The sequence below is a fragment of the Asticcacaulis sp. AC460 genome (assembly GCF_000495795.1).
In the GTDB taxonomy this organism is placed as follows: domain Bacteria; phylum Pseudomonadota; class Alphaproteobacteria; order Caulobacterales; family Caulobacteraceae; genus Asticcacaulis.
The window spans coordinates 76,024-91,469 of record NZ_AWGD01000038.1; the positions used below are offsets into that span (position 1 = coordinate 76,024).

At 58.7% G+C, this 15,446-nt stretch carries 13 protein-coding genes; 6 read left to right on the top strand and 7 right to left on the bottom strand.

Going from position 1 to position 15,446, the window contains the following annotated elements; genetic code table 11:
- Positions 1-31 precede the first annotated feature (31 nt).
- Positions 32-2,470 carry a hybrid sensor histidine kinase/response regulator gene (locus tag ABAC460_RS44965; RefSeq protein ID WP_023455435.1) on the top strand — a complete coding sequence of 813 codons (2,439 nt, stop codon included), beginning with the start codon at positions 32-34 and terminating at the stop codon, positions 2,468-2,470.
- 213 nt (positions 2,471-2,683) lie between these two features.
- Here the strand turns inward: ABAC460_RS44965 and ABAC460_RS44970 are convergent, their stop codons facing one another.
- On the bottom strand, positions 2,684-3,040 hold the full coding sequence (locus ABAC460_RS44970) for an endonuclease domain-containing protein (RefSeq protein WP_023455436.1): 357 nt from the start codon (positions 3,038-3,040) through the stop codon (positions 2,684-2,686).
- A gap of 223 nt (positions 3,041-3,263) precedes the next feature.
- Between ABAC460_RS44970 and ABAC460_RS44975 the strand changes: the two genes are divergently transcribed.
- Positions 3,264-5,273: a M3 family metallopeptidase gene (locus tag ABAC460_RS44975; RefSeq protein WP_035426495.1), complete on the top strand. Its 2,010-nt coding sequence runs from the start codon at positions 3,264-3,266 to the stop codon at positions 5,271-5,273.
- Positions 5,274-5,335: 62 nt separating this feature from the next.
- On the opposite strand, the gene ABAC460_RS44980 is transcribed toward ABAC460_RS44975, so the two are convergent.
- The 5 genes from ABAC460_RS44980 to ABAC460_RS45000 all read right to left on the bottom strand — a co-directional run bounded on the left by ABAC460_RS44980 (position 5,336) and on the right by ABAC460_RS45000 (position 9,713).
- Positions 5,336-5,839 carry a hypothetical protein gene (locus ABAC460_RS44980; RefSeq protein ID WP_023455438.1) on the bottom strand — a complete coding sequence of 168 codons (504 nt, stop codon included), beginning with the start codon at positions 5,837-5,839 and terminating at the stop codon, positions 5,336-5,338.
- 86 nt (positions 5,840-5,925) lie between these two features.
- A complete protein-coding gene (locus ABAC460_RS44985; protein WP_023455439.1) occupies positions 5,926-7,533 on the bottom strand; it encodes an ATP-binding protein in 1,608 nt (535 codons plus the stop codon).
- A complete protein-coding gene (locus ABAC460_RS44990) occupies positions 7,523-9,043 on the bottom strand; it encodes an ATPase domain-containing protein (protein ID WP_023455440.1) in 1,521 nt (506 codons plus the stop codon). The genes ABAC460_RS44985 and ABAC460_RS44990 overlap by 11 nt, the downstream gene beginning before the upstream one ends.
- Positions 9,044-9,184: 141 nt before the next feature.
- Complete coding sequence (locus ABAC460_RS44995) at positions 9,185-9,418, bottom strand: hypothetical protein (RefSeq protein ID WP_023455441.1); 234 nt, start codon at positions 9,416-9,418, stop codon at positions 9,185-9,187.
- A gap of 91 nt (positions 9,419-9,509) precedes the next feature.
- Positions 9,510-9,713 (bottom strand): cold-shock protein, encoded by a 204-nt coding sequence (locus ABAC460_RS45000; protein ID WP_023455442.1) that lies wholly within the window; start codon positions 9,711-9,713, stop codon positions 9,510-9,512.
- A 312-nt stretch (positions 9,714-10,025) separates the two neighbouring features.
- Here ABAC460_RS45000 and ABAC460_RS45005 point away from each other — a divergent pair, with 312 nt between their 5' ends.
- Entirely contained in the window at positions 10,026-10,343 is a 318-nt protein-coding gene (locus ABAC460_RS45005) for a hypothetical protein (protein WP_023455443.1), read from the top strand.
- Between the two features lie 353 nt (positions 10,344-10,696).
- Here the strand turns inward: ABAC460_RS45005 and ABAC460_RS45010 are convergent, their stop codons facing one another.
- Positions 10,697-11,185: an MgtC/SapB family protein gene (locus tag ABAC460_RS45010; protein WP_023455444.1), complete on the bottom strand. Its 489-nt coding sequence runs from the start codon at positions 11,183-11,185 to the stop codon at positions 10,697-10,699.
- A gap of 194 nt (positions 11,186-11,379) precedes the next feature.
- On the opposite strand from ABAC460_RS45010, the gene ABAC460_RS0125230 reads away from it, so the two are divergent.
- From ABAC460_RS0125230 to typA, 3 genes are all read left to right on the top strand, one after another.
- Positions 11,380-12,666, top strand: a complete 1,287-nt coding sequence (locus ABAC460_RS0125230; protein ID WP_031237438.1) for an AAA family ATPase — start codon at positions 11,380-11,382, stop codon at positions 12,664-12,666.
- The gene (locus ABAC460_RS49245; protein ID WP_081716674.1) at positions 12,656-13,378 is read left to right on the top strand and encodes an RloB family protein; all 723 of its coding nucleotides are present in this window, start codon (positions 12,656-12,658) and stop codon (positions 13,376-13,378) included. Before ABAC460_RS0125230 ends, ABAC460_RS49245 begins: the two co-directional genes overlap by 11 nt.
- Before the next feature lie 147 nt (positions 13,379-13,525).
- Positions 13,526-15,364: a translational GTPase TypA gene (typA, locus tag ABAC460_RS45015; protein ID WP_023455446.1), complete on the top strand. Its 1,839-nt coding sequence runs from the start codon at positions 13,526-13,528 to the stop codon at positions 15,362-15,364.
- The last annotated feature ends 82 nt before the right edge of the window (positions 15,365-15,446 follow it).

Here is a 15,446-nt window from a genome sequence, read left to right on the forward strand (position 1 = left end):
TGTAACCTGATGCCGTTACAGGGACTGTTCTATGGCCAGTGCGGATACCGAGGGGCGGGCAAACTTTCCAGCCAGTGGCGGCGTCATGGCCGCCAAGGTGCGCGAATTCGATTGGGCGAAGACCCCGCTGGGGCCGATCCGTCAATGGCCCGTGGCGTTGCGGGTCACGGTCGACCTGTTGTTGTCGTCGGCCTTTCCCAAATGCCTGTTCTGGGGCGAACACCTGATCGCCATCTTCAACGACGCCTATATTCCGCTGATCGGCAACAAGGCCGATTCGCTGGGGGAGCCGTATTATGTGACCTATGCCGAGGCATGGGATGATCTGAAACCGATCATCGATAAGGCCTGGGCGGGGGAGGCGACCTTTATCGAGGATCACCTGATCCCGCTGGACCGCTTCGGTCAGCTGGACGACGCGTGGTTCACCTTCTGCTATTCGCCGGTTCGTGATGATAACGGCCAGATCGGCGGGATCATGGATACCGTGGTCGAGACTACCGGCAAGATCCGGGCGCAACGTGAGCAGGCGGCCGAACGCCAGAGACTGGTGAGTTTGTTCGACCAGGCGCCGACCTTCATGGCGGTGCTGTCCGGGCCCGACCACGTTTTCGACTATGTCAACGGCCCGTATCTCTCGCTGATCAATGGCCGCGACGTGGTCGGCAAGCCGCTGCGCCAGGCGCTGCCGGAAGTGGTCGAGCAGGGCTTTGTCGCTATTCTGGATGAGGTCCGCAGTACGGGCAAGGCCTTCACGGCGTTCGGCGCCCCGGTCAATTTGCAGCAGGCCGACGGCAGCTACCAGGATCGCTTCCTCGATTTCGTCTACCAGCCGGTCACCGGCGTGGATGGCGAGGTCAGCCGCATCTTTGTCCAGGGCGCCGACGTTACGGAACGCCACGCAGCCGAGCAAGCGTTACGCGAATTGAACGAGACCCTGGAAAGCCAGGTCCAGCGGCGCACAGCCCAGTTGAATCAGGTGTGGCGCAAGTCACGCGACGTCCAGGTGGTGACCGATCTGCAGGGGCGCTTCCTGTCGGTCAGTCCGGCCTGGCAGGCGATATTGGGGCGCGATCCGGCCGAGGCAATCGGCCGGTCGTTCTCCGACTATATGTGGCCCGAAGACCTGCCGGCGGCGCGCGAGCGGCTGGCCCAGGCCGCCACCTTGCCGGATCGCGTCGATATCGAGACGCGCTTTGTCCATGTCGATGGTACGCCGCGCTGGTTGTCGTGGCGGTCGACCACCGAAGGCGACACCATCTATGGCTATGGCCGCGACATCACCGCTGAAAAGCAGCAGGCCGAGGCGCTGCGCCAGACCGAGGACGCCCTGCGCCAGGCCCAGAAGATGGAGGCGGTCGGGCAACTGACCGGCGGGATTGCGCACGATTTCAACAACATGCTGGCGGTGATTACCGGGTCGCTGGACCTGCTGAACCGGCGGCTGGGCGATGCCGATCCGCGCGCCAAGCGCCAGGTCGACGCGGCGGCGGAAGCGGCGAGGCGGGCGGCGGCCCTGACCCAGCGGTTATTGGCGTTTTCGCGTCAGCAGCCCTTGCGGCCGCAATCGCTGAACGTCAATTCGCTGGTATCGGGCATGTCGGATCTGCTGCGTCACAGTGTCGGCAGTTCGATCCGGCTGGAGACGGTGCTGGCCGGCGGGTTGTGGAGTGTCCATGCCGATCCAAACCAACTCGAGAACGTCATCCTGAACCTGGGTGTCAATGCCCGCGACGCCATGGCCGAGGGCGGGCGGCTGACCATCGAAACTCAGAACGCCCACCTGGATGAGCGTTATGTGGCGCGCCACATGGGCGTGCCGGCGGGGCAATACGTGTTGATCGCCATCAGCGACACCGGTGAGGGTATGGCGCCTGAGGTCGTGGCCAAGGCGTTCGATCCGTTCTTTACCACCAAGGCGGTCGGCAAGGGGACGGGCTTGGGGCTGAGCCAGGTCTACGGCTTCGTCAAGCAGTCGGGCGGTCATGTGAAGATCTATTCCGAGGTCGGCGAGGGGACGACGGTCAAGATCTACCTGCCGCGGTATATCGGGGTGGCTGAGGATGAGGTGGCGTCCGAGATGTCGGACCTGCCGCTGGGTGAGGAGCAGGAGGTGGTTCTGGTCGTCGATGATGAGCCGGCGGTGCGTCAGTTCAGTTGCGATGCCCTGATGGAGCTGGGCTATCGGGTGTTGGAGGCCGACGGGGCGGTTCGGGCCTTGGCGCTGTTGGAGGCGCATCCGGAGGTCGCGTTGTTGTTCACCGATATCGTTATGCCGGAGGTGAACGGGCGTAAGCTGGCCGATATGGCGCGGGGGGTAAGGCCGGATCTGAAGGTGTTGTACACAACGGGCTATACGCGCAATGCCGTGGTGCATAATGGCGTGCTGGATCCCGGTGTGGAGCTGATCGGCAAGCCGTTCACCGTCGAGCAACTGGCCGCTAAGGTCAGGCATGTGCTGGATTCGTAAGCGCGGGCGGAAAGAGGACCCCTCCGCTTCGACGCGTTTCGCCCCATAGGGGGCTCACTTGCTCAGCACGCCACGGGGCGCCCCGCTCCCCATCAAGATGGGGAGGAGAAGTAATTAGGACCGTGATTTTTCTTCCTTCTCCTCCCTACCGAAGGTGGGGAGGTGGCGAGCAAGTGAGCCCCCTATGGGGCGAAACGCGTCGAGACGGAGGGGTCACTTCGTGATCATGGACTCCGCCAGGGTTATGACTCCTAACGCGATCTCATCGGGCTCAGCCATGATCTCGAAGCCCGGGATGCGATGGACATGGTAGCCTTGAGACATCAGCCAGGCGTCACGGCGTTGATCGCGTTCCGGGATGTCGCCGGTGCCATGGACCTGGCCGTCAACCTCGATGATGAGTTTGGCCGCCGCGCAGTAGAAGTCCGCAATATACGGCCCGACCGGGTGTTGTTTTCGGAAGTGAAGGCGTTCTTGGGCTTTGATCCGGGACCAAAGGCGGACCTCTGGAGATGTCATTTCCTGGCGCATCCGGCGGGCCTGGGCGTATTTGCGGAGCGGCTTTTTCATGGGGGGAGATTATTCGGTTGCAGGCAGTGGTCAATCCCCGGAACCCCTCCGTCTCGACTTGCTTCGGCCCATAGGGGGGCCTCGCTCGCTCGCCACCTCCCCATTGTCATGGGGAGGAGAAGATAAGTAAATCTTCGTGCGTTCACATGACAATTCGTTAATCTTGCCAGGTTCCGGCATCGGGCCTATGAAGTTTCAAACCGTACCATTTCAGGTGTTCTCCATGACATTCGCCGCCAAGCTGACCCTCGCTGCCGTGCTGCTGAGCGGGGCGTCCTCCGCCGTCCTTGCCGACACCCTCGAACAGGAAGCCCAAACCTTCCTGAAGCCGACCTTCGTCACCGAAACCTCGGCCGCCGCCATCGATGCCCGATGCGCCGCCACCATCGACTACGCCACCCGCGCCAGGACCGAACTGGAAAGCCATACCGGCCCGGCTTCGCTCGACAAAGACTTCCAGCTGTTCGATGCCCTCAGCCTGGTCCTGGGCGATGGCAGCAGCGAAATGTACCTCATTTCGCAGAGCTCGGCCTCGAAAGACATCCGCACGGCCGCCGAAGCCTGCGTGCCCAAGCTGTCGGACCTCGGCACCGCCGTCGGCCTGTCGCGCCCCATCTATGACCGCCTGTCCGGCATTCCGACCGCCGGGCTGGACAGCTCAACCACCTTTACGCTCAATAAGGTGCTGACCAACTACCGCCTGGCCGGGGTCGACAAGGACGACGCCACCCGCGGCAAGGTCAAGACGCTGCAGACCGAAATCACCGAGATCGGCTTGAAGTTCGCCGCCAATATCCGCGACGACAAGGGCGATATCGCCCTGAAGCCCGAAGAGCTGAAGGGCCTGCCGCAGGACTGGCTGGACGCCCATAAGCCCGGCGCCGACGGCTTGGTCCACCTGACCTATGATTACCCGGATGTGATCCCGGTGCTGGACTTCGCCGATATCCGTGAAACCCGCAAGAAGGTCGCCATCGGCTTCCGCAACCGCGGCTATCCGGCCAACGAACCCGTTCTGAAGAGCCTGCTGGAAAAGCGCTACGAACTGGCCCAGGTGCTGGGCTATCCGGACTATGCCACCCTGGTCACTGCCGACAAGATGATCGGCAATCCGCAGCGCGCCGCCAGCTTCCTGGATGACGTCAATGTCGCCGCCAAGCCCGGCGCCGAGGCCGATTACAACGAACTGCTGACCTTCGCCAGGACGGTCGATCCGACGATCGAGCGCCTGGAAGGCTATGACAATTCCTACATGTCGAACAAGCTGCGCAAGGCGAAGTACGATGTCGACGCCCAGCAGGTGCGGCAGTACTTCACCCTGAACAAGACCCGCGACGGCATCTTCGTGCTGCTGAAGGACCTGTTCAAGGCCGACATCCGCAAGTGGGATACGCCGGTCTGGTCGCCGGAAGTCACGGCGTGGGAGCTGTATGACGGCGACAAGCTGGTCGGGCGTTTCTATCTCGACATGAGCCCGCGCGACGGCAAGTACAACCACGCTGCTCAGTTCACCGTCCGCACCGGGGTCGAGGGCGTCCAGGTGCCGATCGGGGCGCTGTTGTGCAACTTCCCGGCCGACGGTCCGATGGACCACGACGACGCCGTGACCTTCCTGCATGAGTTCGGCCACCTGATCCACCATCTCTATTCCGGCCATACGAAGTACGCCAACCAGTCGATGGGTAACCTTCAATGGGACTTCATCGAGGCTCCGTCGCAGTTGCTGGAGGAATGGACGTGGGATTACAGCACGCTGAAGACCTTTGCGTCGAACCCGGCGGGTGAGGTTATTCCGCAAGCCCTGGTGGCCAAGATGACCGCCGGCCGCCACTTCGGTGAGCCGACCATGTGGAAGGGCCAACTGGCCTATGCCGCGGTATCGCTGAACTATTACAACCGCAAGCCGGACTTCGACCTTTCAGCCAAGTACGACGAGCAGATGGCGCGCTATTCGCAGTTCCCGGCGGTTCCGGGCACGCACCCCTATGCCAGCTTCGGTCACCTGGATGGCTATTCGGCCATCTACTACACCTATGTCTGGTCGAAGGCGATCGCGCTGGACCTGTTCACCCAGTTCGAGACGGCGGGTATTCGCGACCAGGCGACGGCTTTGAAGTACCGCAAACTGGTGCTGGAGCCCGGCGGGTCGCAGGACGCCAATGTGCTGATCCAGAACTTCCTGGGCCGGCCGCTAAGCCTGGATGCGTTCAAGGAAGAACTGCAGGAGAAGTAGGTTTTTTGATTGAAGGTTTGGCCGTCCGGAGTGATCTGGACGGCTTTTTCTTTAACCCAGCGTCAGTTGCCCGAAGGCTTATAGCGCAACTGGGTAAGGAAATACTGTTCCAGGGCCAGGTCGTCCTCGGCCTGTCGAAGCAGGGACGGATTCAACGGCTTGGTGCCGCAGACGTGGCCATGCATGTAGGTAAAGGCCGTATCGGGACCTTCGTCCAGCCACTGGAGCTTGTCTTCCGACTGCATTTTTTCGGCAAAGGGCTTGGTCTTGCCAACCTCAAAGGCCTGGATCGCGCCCAGCGCAAGGCGTGACCTGGCGCAGTCGAACCAGTACATCGAACGTATCCGGGCAGCACCGCTTTTCTTGGCCTTGTCGCCGCGGCTGAAGGTGATCGTCCACACGGTCCTGAGGTCGTCACGGACCGGCGCGACCGAGTCCATCTCAAGCACCATCATCTCCGAAGCGTCGGGTTCGAGCAGGATGATAGTGTAATCCTTCGCCATAACCGGCGTCGCCAGCGCGCCCGCTATCACGGCAGTCACCAAAAGTCCGACAAGATATTTCATGATGCCCCCTATCCTGCGGCAACGATCGCCGCAAACCGGCGTCCGGTCAAGCCGGATATGTCTTGCTGGGCCGTGGGATAAGGGGTTCAATCGATGAGGGCGACCAGTTTCTTTTCCAGGTCGGCGGGGACGAAGGGCTTGGAGATATAGTCGTTCATCCCGGCTTCGATACACAGGTCACGCGTGCCGCCCAAAGCGTGCGCCGTCATGCCGATGATCGGTACCGGCGGCACACCCGTCGCATGTTCATGGTCGCGGATGGCCCGGGTCGCGGCATAGCCGTCCATCTCCGGCATCTGAACATCCATCAGCACGGCGCTGTAATGGCCCTTGCCGACCTTTTCGACGGCGATGCGGCCGTTTTCTGCCACGTCGACCTGATAGCCGAACATGCCAAGCAAGGTTTCCGCTACCAGCACATTGGGCTCATAGTCCTCCACCAGCAGGATCGCCGGCTTGGCTTGAGTCTGCATCTTTTCATGCGTCTCGATGCCGCTTTCCGGGACGGAATCCGGCCGGTCGGCCAGGCGGAGCGGTAGAAACAGGCTGAAGCGTGAGCCCTTATCGAGCTCGCTTTCGACCGCAATCGTGCCCCCCATCAGTTCCGCCAGGGTCTTGCTGATCGCCAGGCCCAATCCCGTGCCGCCGAACTTGCGGCTGATGGTGTTGTCGGCCTGGGTGAACTTGGCGAAGATTCGGTCCAGTTTGTCCGGCGCAATGCCGACTCCCGTATCGGTTACCGAGATGGTGATGTGGCAGTGCCGGCCTTGTGGCGACGACGTGACGATGATCGCCACTTCGCCGGTATCGGTGAACTTGATGGCATTGCTGCACAGGTTGGTCACGACCTGGCGCAGGCGGGCGGGGTCACCGCAGAACCATCTGTCCTGGATATGGTCGAGGTCCAGCCGCAGCTCCAGGTCCTTTTCGCGCGCCTTGACCGCCATCATGTCGGCAATGTCACGGATGATCTGATCGAGTTGGAACGGGATGTGCTCGATTTCGATGCCGCTGGCCTCGATCTTGGCGATGTCCAGCAGGTCGTTGATCAGCATCAGCAGGCTCTCGCTGCTGGCCCCCAGAGTGTCGATATATTTATGCTGCTGCGCGGTTAATGGGCTGCTGTGTTTGAGGATGGTCGACAGGCCCAGGATCGCGTTCATCGGCGTGCGGATTTCATGGCTCATATTGGCCAGAAACTCGCTTTTGGCTGTGTTGGCGGCATTGGCTTTTTCGACCGCGACTTCCAGGGCGCGGGTCTGGCGTTCGCGTTCGTCCAGATAGGCGCGCATGCGGTATTGGCGTTCGCGGTCGCGCAAGGCGGCGCGGATGGTCGAAAGGAAGTTGTTGAGCTGCACCGGACGTTTGATCAGCGTCATATGGCCGACCTCTTCCAGCTTTCGCCGTGTGCCCGTCGTGTCGGGGCCCGGCGAAGTGAGCATGATGATCGGGATGTCCGACCATTCCGCCTGGGCGGACAGGGTGGCGTGAAGCGTGTCGTCACGGTCGCCAAGGACCGCTTCCTGGGTAATGATCAGGCAGGCGGCGCCGGTGCGGAATTCGGCGCACAGTTCAGCCAGGTCGCGGCAGGCATGCGAATGGATCGCTTCCTTGTCCAGCAGCGACGCTACCATGGCGGCGTCGCGTGAGGTGGGGGCCAGAACAAGGACCCGCTGTCCGCTGCTATTGGCCATTGAAGATATCGGAGCGTTGGGCCAGTTCATCTTCACTGCCGCTGAACACGGGCGTACCGGTGAGCACGCCCTGGAAGCGGACCAGGGGTTCACCGATGCCGATGCCTTTGTCGCTGAGCGAGAATTCGCGCAGCGAGCGTTCATGGCGGCCATTGCGCTTTTTCAGCACCGAAATCAGTTGCCGGACCTGACCGCGGGCTTCGAAATAGCGGAACAGGATCACCGTATCGGCCAGGTAGCTGGTGTCGATGGCGGTGGTCATGGCCAGGCCCAGCAGGCCGTGTTGCGCCACAACCAGGAAGGTGACGACACCGCGATGCCCGAGATAGGTCAGCAGTTCGTGCAGTTGCGCCGTCAGAAAACGTTCCTCGGGCATAGCGTTCATATAGCCGTTCAGGCTGTCGATGATGACGATCCGCGCATCCTTACCGTCCTTGCGTTCGACACTGGCGCGGACCGAATGGGCGAATTCGCCGGGCGACAGTTCCGCCGGGTCGACCCCGCGGACTTCGATCAGGCCGCTGGCGACGTGGGCGCGCAGCGGCAGGCCCAGGCCGTCGGCGCGTTGGAACATGGTCTCTATGCGTTCGTCGAAGGCAAAGATGACGCTGGCTTCGCCGCGGTTGGCGGCTTCGACGGCGTACTGGATCGAGAGGGTCGATTTTCCGACGCCGGCCGGCCCCAGCATCAGGACGGAAGTCCCCGATTCGATGCCACCACCGACCAGGGCATCCATTTGCGGCACGCCGCTTTTCAGCACATGGACCTCGCGTGGGGCGTTGTGTTCGCCGGCAATGATGCGCGGAAACACTGCCAGGCCGCCGCGGACAATGTTGAAGTCGTGATAGCCGCCACGGTAGCGTTGTCCGCGCAGCTTGGTGATCTTCAGCCGCCGGCGTTCGGCGCCGTATTCGGGAGACAACTGGTCCAGGCTTATGACGCCGTGAGCGATGCTTTCCAGTTGGAGGTCTTCCTCGCCGGCGGCGGTCTTGTCGTCAAGGAAGAAGACGGTGCAGTCGCGGCCGGCGAAGAACTGTTTAAGCGACAAGACTTGTCGGCGAAAGCGCAGGGCGTTCTGCGCCAGCAGCTTGATCTCGGACAGGGAGTCGATGATGACCCGCTTGGGCTGGATGCGGTCGACAGCTTCCAGGATTTCACGCGTGGTGACGTTGAGCTCGACCTCTGACGGTTGAAACATGACGTATTGGTTGTCGGGGTCGAGGTCCTTGTCCTGGGCGATCAGTTCGTAGATTTCGATGCCGTCGATGGACATGCCGTGCGACGCGGCAACGGCCGTCAGCTCATTGCGGGTTTCCGACAGGGTGACATAGAGGACCTTTTCGCCCTGGGCCACGCCTTCGATCAGGAATTGCAGCGACAGGGTGGTCTTGCCGGAGCCGGGCGTCCCATGGAGCAGATAAACCCGTCCTGGCGGCAGGCCGCCGCCCAGAATGTCGTCGAATTCGGGAATACCGGTTTTGATGAGTTGCGCTCCGACGTGTGCATGCATGGACAGGGCCTGGAAGAAGGACAGAACAAGGCCCGGTGCTACCCTGCCTATGTTACCCTACAACCGCAGTTACAGTTTGGGAGAGACGATTCGCGCAGCGAATTTGTCAAAAAATCATAAGCGTTACGCGAAGCGGACTTGTTACGCGAACCGGACCTGGGCCGAGCCGCCGCCGCAGAAGATCTGTTGCATGGCGTCGCGGACGCATTCATGGGCTTCGGTACGCGAACGGAAGATGCCCCAGAAGCCGGAGTCGCGGAAGACTTCCCACGATGCGCCGCGGGCGGCGATGTGGAAACGGACGGGGACGTTTTCGTAGACCAGGCCGGGTTCGGCGTGGGTGGGCCAGATGGCGTCCCAGGTGGTAGATGGCATTTTTATATATCCTTTTTGGGGTGTAGCACCCGATAGAAAAGGCCCGGCGTCGTAAAACGCCGGGCCCTTGGAAATCTCTGAGTCGCCTAACTTACAGAGTCTTCAGGTCGACGGCCGAAGCCTTGCCGCGATCTTGAGCAACCTGATACTCGATCTTTTGACCTTCGTTCAGGCTGCGCAGGCCGGCGCGCTCAACAGCGCTGATGTGGACGAATACGTCGCCGCCGCCCGCTTCAGGCTCGATAAAGCCGAAGCCCTTGGTGGGGTTAAACCATTTTACGGTGCCGTTGGCCATGGTGGCCTCCTTTAAGTGTCGCACATTCGTGCAGTATCGCTACGCGAGATTGCGCAGCGGGTCCGAAATAGCAAGGCTTGGAAGAGAGGCCGTTCAGGGCGTGCAGACAAGTCGTGGTCTGGTTTCGAATGACCACAAGGTGACAGGTTCGAGAGGATTTAACAAGCTTATAATTTTTTATATTTTCGGCAGACCCAATAAAACCTGTGGTTTGCGCATTTAGACTATCAAAAATATTTGAATCGGCATTCCGCATATCATCCTTATTCCGGCGCCGTCATAGCTCTGGGTTTCAAGTTTTAGGATAGCTGTATGACCATCGTCGACAACACCGAGCGGGCAGGGATGCGGGCGATTATTTCGGACATTCTGGTCCGCCACCGCGACGGCACCATGACCGATCCGCGCGGCCGAGCGGCTGTGGCGGCGTTTGTGACCTCCTATGCGCCGGACGACTATCTCAGCGACGACGACCTGATGGATCTGGATGTTTATCTGGATATTACCTTGCAGATGAACAAGCTGTCGCGGGTGGCCCAAGACCCGCAGGTGATGGGGCGAGTGGAGACAATCATCCAGGTAGCCCTGGGCGACCAGGAGATTTTGCCGGTGATCCGCCCGACGAATTAGGGACGTGCCTGAGGCGTCGGTGTGTGGGTTTTTCGACCCAAAAGGGTTGTCCACAGATAAGCCAGAGAAGCCAGATGAACAGCGTCTGAGGCGGCGTTCAGCTTTTGCATGGCTCCGGCGCGCAGCGCTTTCAAAGACCGGTCCGACGCGCAAGCGCGGGCCGGTTTTGCTTTTTAGCGTGGAATATTGCGAGGGTTTGGAAGCCCGGTGGTGGTAGGCGATGACGCTCTAAGAGGTCTCACGCGAAGACGCGAAGGGAAGGCGGCCGATGTGGTGCGTAAACGTTGTCCATCTGGCTTATCTGGCTTCTCTGTGGACCACCCTTTGCGTAGGTGACCGCGAGTCGGGACGTGTCAGGGCTGCTCATCGTCAATGACCTGCCGGCCCTGGCGCTTTTGGGCCTGTTTCTCGAGCCAGACCTCAACCGGGTGGATCACGACCAGCAACAGCAGGGTCAATCCAGCGCCGACGCCGAAGACCGTCCACGACGCCAGGCCGGCGGCGATGCCCAGGGCTGCCGCCACCCAGATAGCCGCAGCCGTGGTCATGCCGTAGACCGTATGCCGGGTGCCCTTGACCAGCACGCCGGCGCCCAGGAAGCCGATGCCGGCCATGACGCCCTGGATCACGCCCTGAACCACCCGGCTGAGCGCATCGGGATGTTGCATCAGGGCAGGAATATGCTGGGCGGTGACGGCGACCATGGCCGAGCCCAGGCAGACCAGCCCCATGGTGCGGATACCGGCGGGCCTTCCACGCAGGTCGCGGTTGCTGCCGATGATCATGCCGACCACCGTGGCGGCAACCAGGCGCAGTGTGATGTCGAGATCGTCGGGTGTCATGCACTAGGACTGTCAGGACACGGATAAAAGGTCAAGGTTGCCTGCCTATCCAGCATTCTCGTTTTGAAGAATGACGAATTTAATTCGATTGACGGTGGCATTTCGGGCTTAAGGGGCCTATATAAGTAATTAAAACACGATTTCTGCTAATTTTCGGCAAAATTGTGCACTTAATTTTCGTTACGAGGGGTTATATGCTCTTAGAGTTTTGCGTTGCGAATTTTCTTTCTATCGCGGATCGTCAGACAATCTCGTTTGTTGCGGGCGTTGGCTCGTCGCGGCAATCAAACTATAGCTTTCCAACGCACAACGCACTTGCGTCAAATGCGCTGCGCGTTGCTTGTGTATTTGGCCCAAACTCTGCGGGCAAAACCAGTCTCACTTCCGCTTTCGATTTCTTTTTGAGATTTGTCGTCAATTCAGCAAAAGACAGAACGCTGGGTGATAAGATTAACGTCGTAAATTTCAAATTGGATGATGAATTTTTTGGAAGGCCGAGTGAGTTTGAAATCACGTTTGTTGCAAATGGAAGCCTTTATCAGTATGGATTCTCTGTAAATAGAGAAAGAGTTTGTGATGAATGGTTGTTTGTTAAATCAAACCAACCTGGAACGCGCATGCGGCAATTATTTCAGAGGTCGTATGATTTCGATAGAGAGCTATATAACTGGGATGTGAGTAGTTCATTTCCCAAGAGAGAAATTGACACTTTAAAGAAGAGAACTCGAGATAATGCGCTGTTTTTGTCAACAGCTGTTCAAAATAACTTTTCTGCATTTATGGACGTATTTTCGTGGGTGCGTAACGATTGCCATGTGATCGGGACGCTGGACAAATTGGCTGACGATTTTACGTCTGAGCAAATTAATTCCGGCATGAAGAAGCAAGTCCTGCAGTTCATTCAGAGCGCTGATATTAAAATATGTGATATCCTGGTTGAGGAGGGTAAATTCGAGATCCCTCCAATTATGGAAAAAGTTTTGGTCGCGGAAGAAAAAGAGCGATTGATTAATATGGCGCAGGATATGAAGTCATGGAAAGTAAAAACAGTACATAAGAAGAAGGGGGGAGGGGACGCATACCTAAATTTGCATGAAGAATCTGACGGAACAAGAAAAATTTATGCGTATGCCGGCCCGATTTTGGATGTATTGGAAAACGGTTACACGTTGATTGTGGATGAGCTTAATTCAAGTCTTCATCCAATTATGATGAGATATATTGTTGATCTATTTAATAGTTCTGAATCAAATCCGAAAAACGCTCAGCTAATATTTACATCTCATGAGACTCATGTGTTGTCTGGGGATGTTCTGCATAAGGACCAGATCTGGTTGGTGGAGAAGGATAGTGAGGAAAAGTCTCGTTTCTATCCGCTTTCCGATTTTGAGGTTCGCGATACGGACTCTTTTCAGCGAGCATACCTTTCTGGTCGGTATGGGGCAGTGCCGCTATTAAAGAGTGTCCATCATGGGAAATGATCAGCTTTTTAAAAGACGTGCTAAGACCAAAGCTGATTATGAACGTCGGGAAATAGGAAGGCAGCCCAACAAAAGAATACTAATTGTATGCGAGGGGACGCGGACAGAGAGGGGGTACTTTGACCCTGTTATAAAGAGTCTGGGAATCACGGGAATTGATGTAGTTATAAGGGATGATTGTGGATCTGCCCCTATTTCGGTTGTGCGTCACGCGGAAGCCATTGTGAAATCTGAGGGAAGTTTCAAATCCGGAGGATATAACTACGTATTCTGTGTTTTTGATCGCGACTCACATGACACATTCGAAGCAGCTAAATCAAAAATAGAGTCACTCAATAGGAGCTTGAGTGGCTCTATTGAGCGTATGTGCGCGATCACATCAATTCCATGTATAGAGTATTGGTTTGTTTTGCATAATGCATATACTCGATCGCCATATGCAGCAGTTAAAGGGAAATCTGTTGGCGACTTGTGTGTAGAGGAGCTCAAAAGGAACAAGGTATTTGAAAAATATGAAAAGAAACTATCTTCTGAACAAATACATTACTTGATTGATAATTTGCAAAAGGCGTTAAGGAATTCGAGGGCAGCACTTTCAGATTCCAAGGATACCGGAGAAGAAAATCCTTCAACACGAGTCCATGAAATGTTTGATTTTCTCGAAGAGCAAAGATTAGTCATCGAAAAAGAAAAAGCGAAATCAAATCGATGAAAAAATGTCGCCTTTCGCACCCGCGAAAAATAATGCGGGCGCGGGGTGGCTTTTCGATGCAGATTCGGTTATAAGCCGCGCAAATCCAAGCGAAACAACCGTCCGGCCTCTCATGCTGAGAGGCTTTTGTGCGTCTAAAGGCCTTTTATGAACCTGCGTAATATCGCCATCATCGCCCACGTTGACCACGGCAAAACCACCCTGGTCGACCAGCTCCTTGCCCAGTCGGGTGTTTTCCGCGCCAACGAAGCGACCGTTGAACGCGCCATGGACTCCAACGACCAGGAGCGCGAGCGCGGCATCACCATTCTCGCCAAGTGCACCTCCGTCCTGTGGCACGGCAAGGCTGGCGACACCCGCATCAACATCATCGACACCCCGGGCCACGCCGACTTCGGCGGTGAAGTCGAACGTATCCTCGGCATGGTCGACGGCTGCGTCATCCTGATCGACGCCGAAGAAGGCGTCATGCCGCAAACCAAGTTCGTGCTGGGCAAGGCGCTGAAGCTGGGCCTGCGTCCGATCCTGTGCATCAACAAGGTCGACCGTCCCCACGCCGACCCGGACCGCGTCCACAACGACGCCTTCGACCTGTTCGCCATCATGGGCGCGACCGAAGAACAGCTCGACTTCCCGCACATCTATGCCTCGGGCAAGAACGGCTGGGCGACGCTGGACATGAACCAGCCCAACGACACCCTGGCGCCTTTGTTCGACCTGATCGTCGACCACGTTCCGGCCCCCAAGGTTATCGAGAACGTCGCCGAACCCTTCCAGATGCTGGCCGTCCTGATCGAATCCGATCCGTTCCTGGGGCGCCTGCTGACCGGCCGCATCCAGTCGGGCAAGGCCGTTCCGGGCCTGGCTATCAAGGCTCTGGACCGCAACGGCAATGAAATCGAACGCGGCCGTATCACCAAGGTGCTGGCCTTCCGCGGCCTGAAGCGCCAGCCGGTCGAAGAGGGCGCCGAAGCCGGTGACATCGTCGCCATCGCGGGTCTCAGCAAGGCCACCGTCGCCGACACCCTGTGCGACATGTCGCTCAGCGCCGCGCTGCCGGCCCAGCCGATCGATCCGCCGACCATCTCCATGACGGTATCGGTCAACGACTCGCCGCTGGCCGGCCGTGAAGGCACCAAGGTCCAGTCGCGCATCATCCGCGAGCGCCTGTTCAAGGAAGCCGAGTCGAACGTCGCCATCAAGGTCACCGAGACCGAGGAAAAGGACGCTTTCGAAGTCGCCGGGCGCGGGGAACTGCAACTGGGCGTGCTGATCGAAAACATGCGCCGCGAAGGCTTCGAAGTCGCCATTTCGCGTCCGCGCGTGGTGTTCAAGAACGATCCGGAAACCGGTGAAAAGCTGGAGCCGATCGAAGACGTCATGATCGACGTCGACGACGACTATACCGGCATCGTCATCGAAAAGCTGTCGGCCCGCAAGGCCGAGCTCAAGGACATGGGCCCGTCGGGCGCCGGCAAGACCCGCATCATCCTGAAGTCGCCTTCGCGTTCGCTGATCGGTTACCAGGGCGAGTTCCTGACCGACACCCGCGGCTCCGGCGTGCTGAACCGCGTGTTCTCGCACTATGAGAGCTACAAGGGCGTGATCGACCAGAACCGCAAGGGCGTGCTGGTGTCCAACGGCGACGGCGAAACCTCGGCCTTCGCGCTGTGGAAGCTGGAAGAACGTGGCACCATGTTCGTCGGTGGTAACGAAAAGACCTATATGGGCATGATCATCGGCGAGAATTCGCGTTCGGACGACCTGGACGTCAACCCGATGAAGACCAAGCAGCTGACCAACATCCGTGCTTCGGGCACGGACGAAGCCATCCGCCTGACGCCGCCGCGCCGTCCGACCCTGGAGCAGGCGATTGCCTATATCGAGGACGATGAGCTGGTCGAAGTCACGCCCAAGTCGATCCGTCTGCGCAAGAAGACTCTGAACCCGAGCTTCCGCAAGAAGCGGGTCAAGGAAGACGCGTAATCGCGGTCTTTGGCCGCCTGGTACGTCGGCTTCGCTGGCAGGTACAAGAGGTACCTGCTGGCGCTAGCCTCCTGCCATGCGA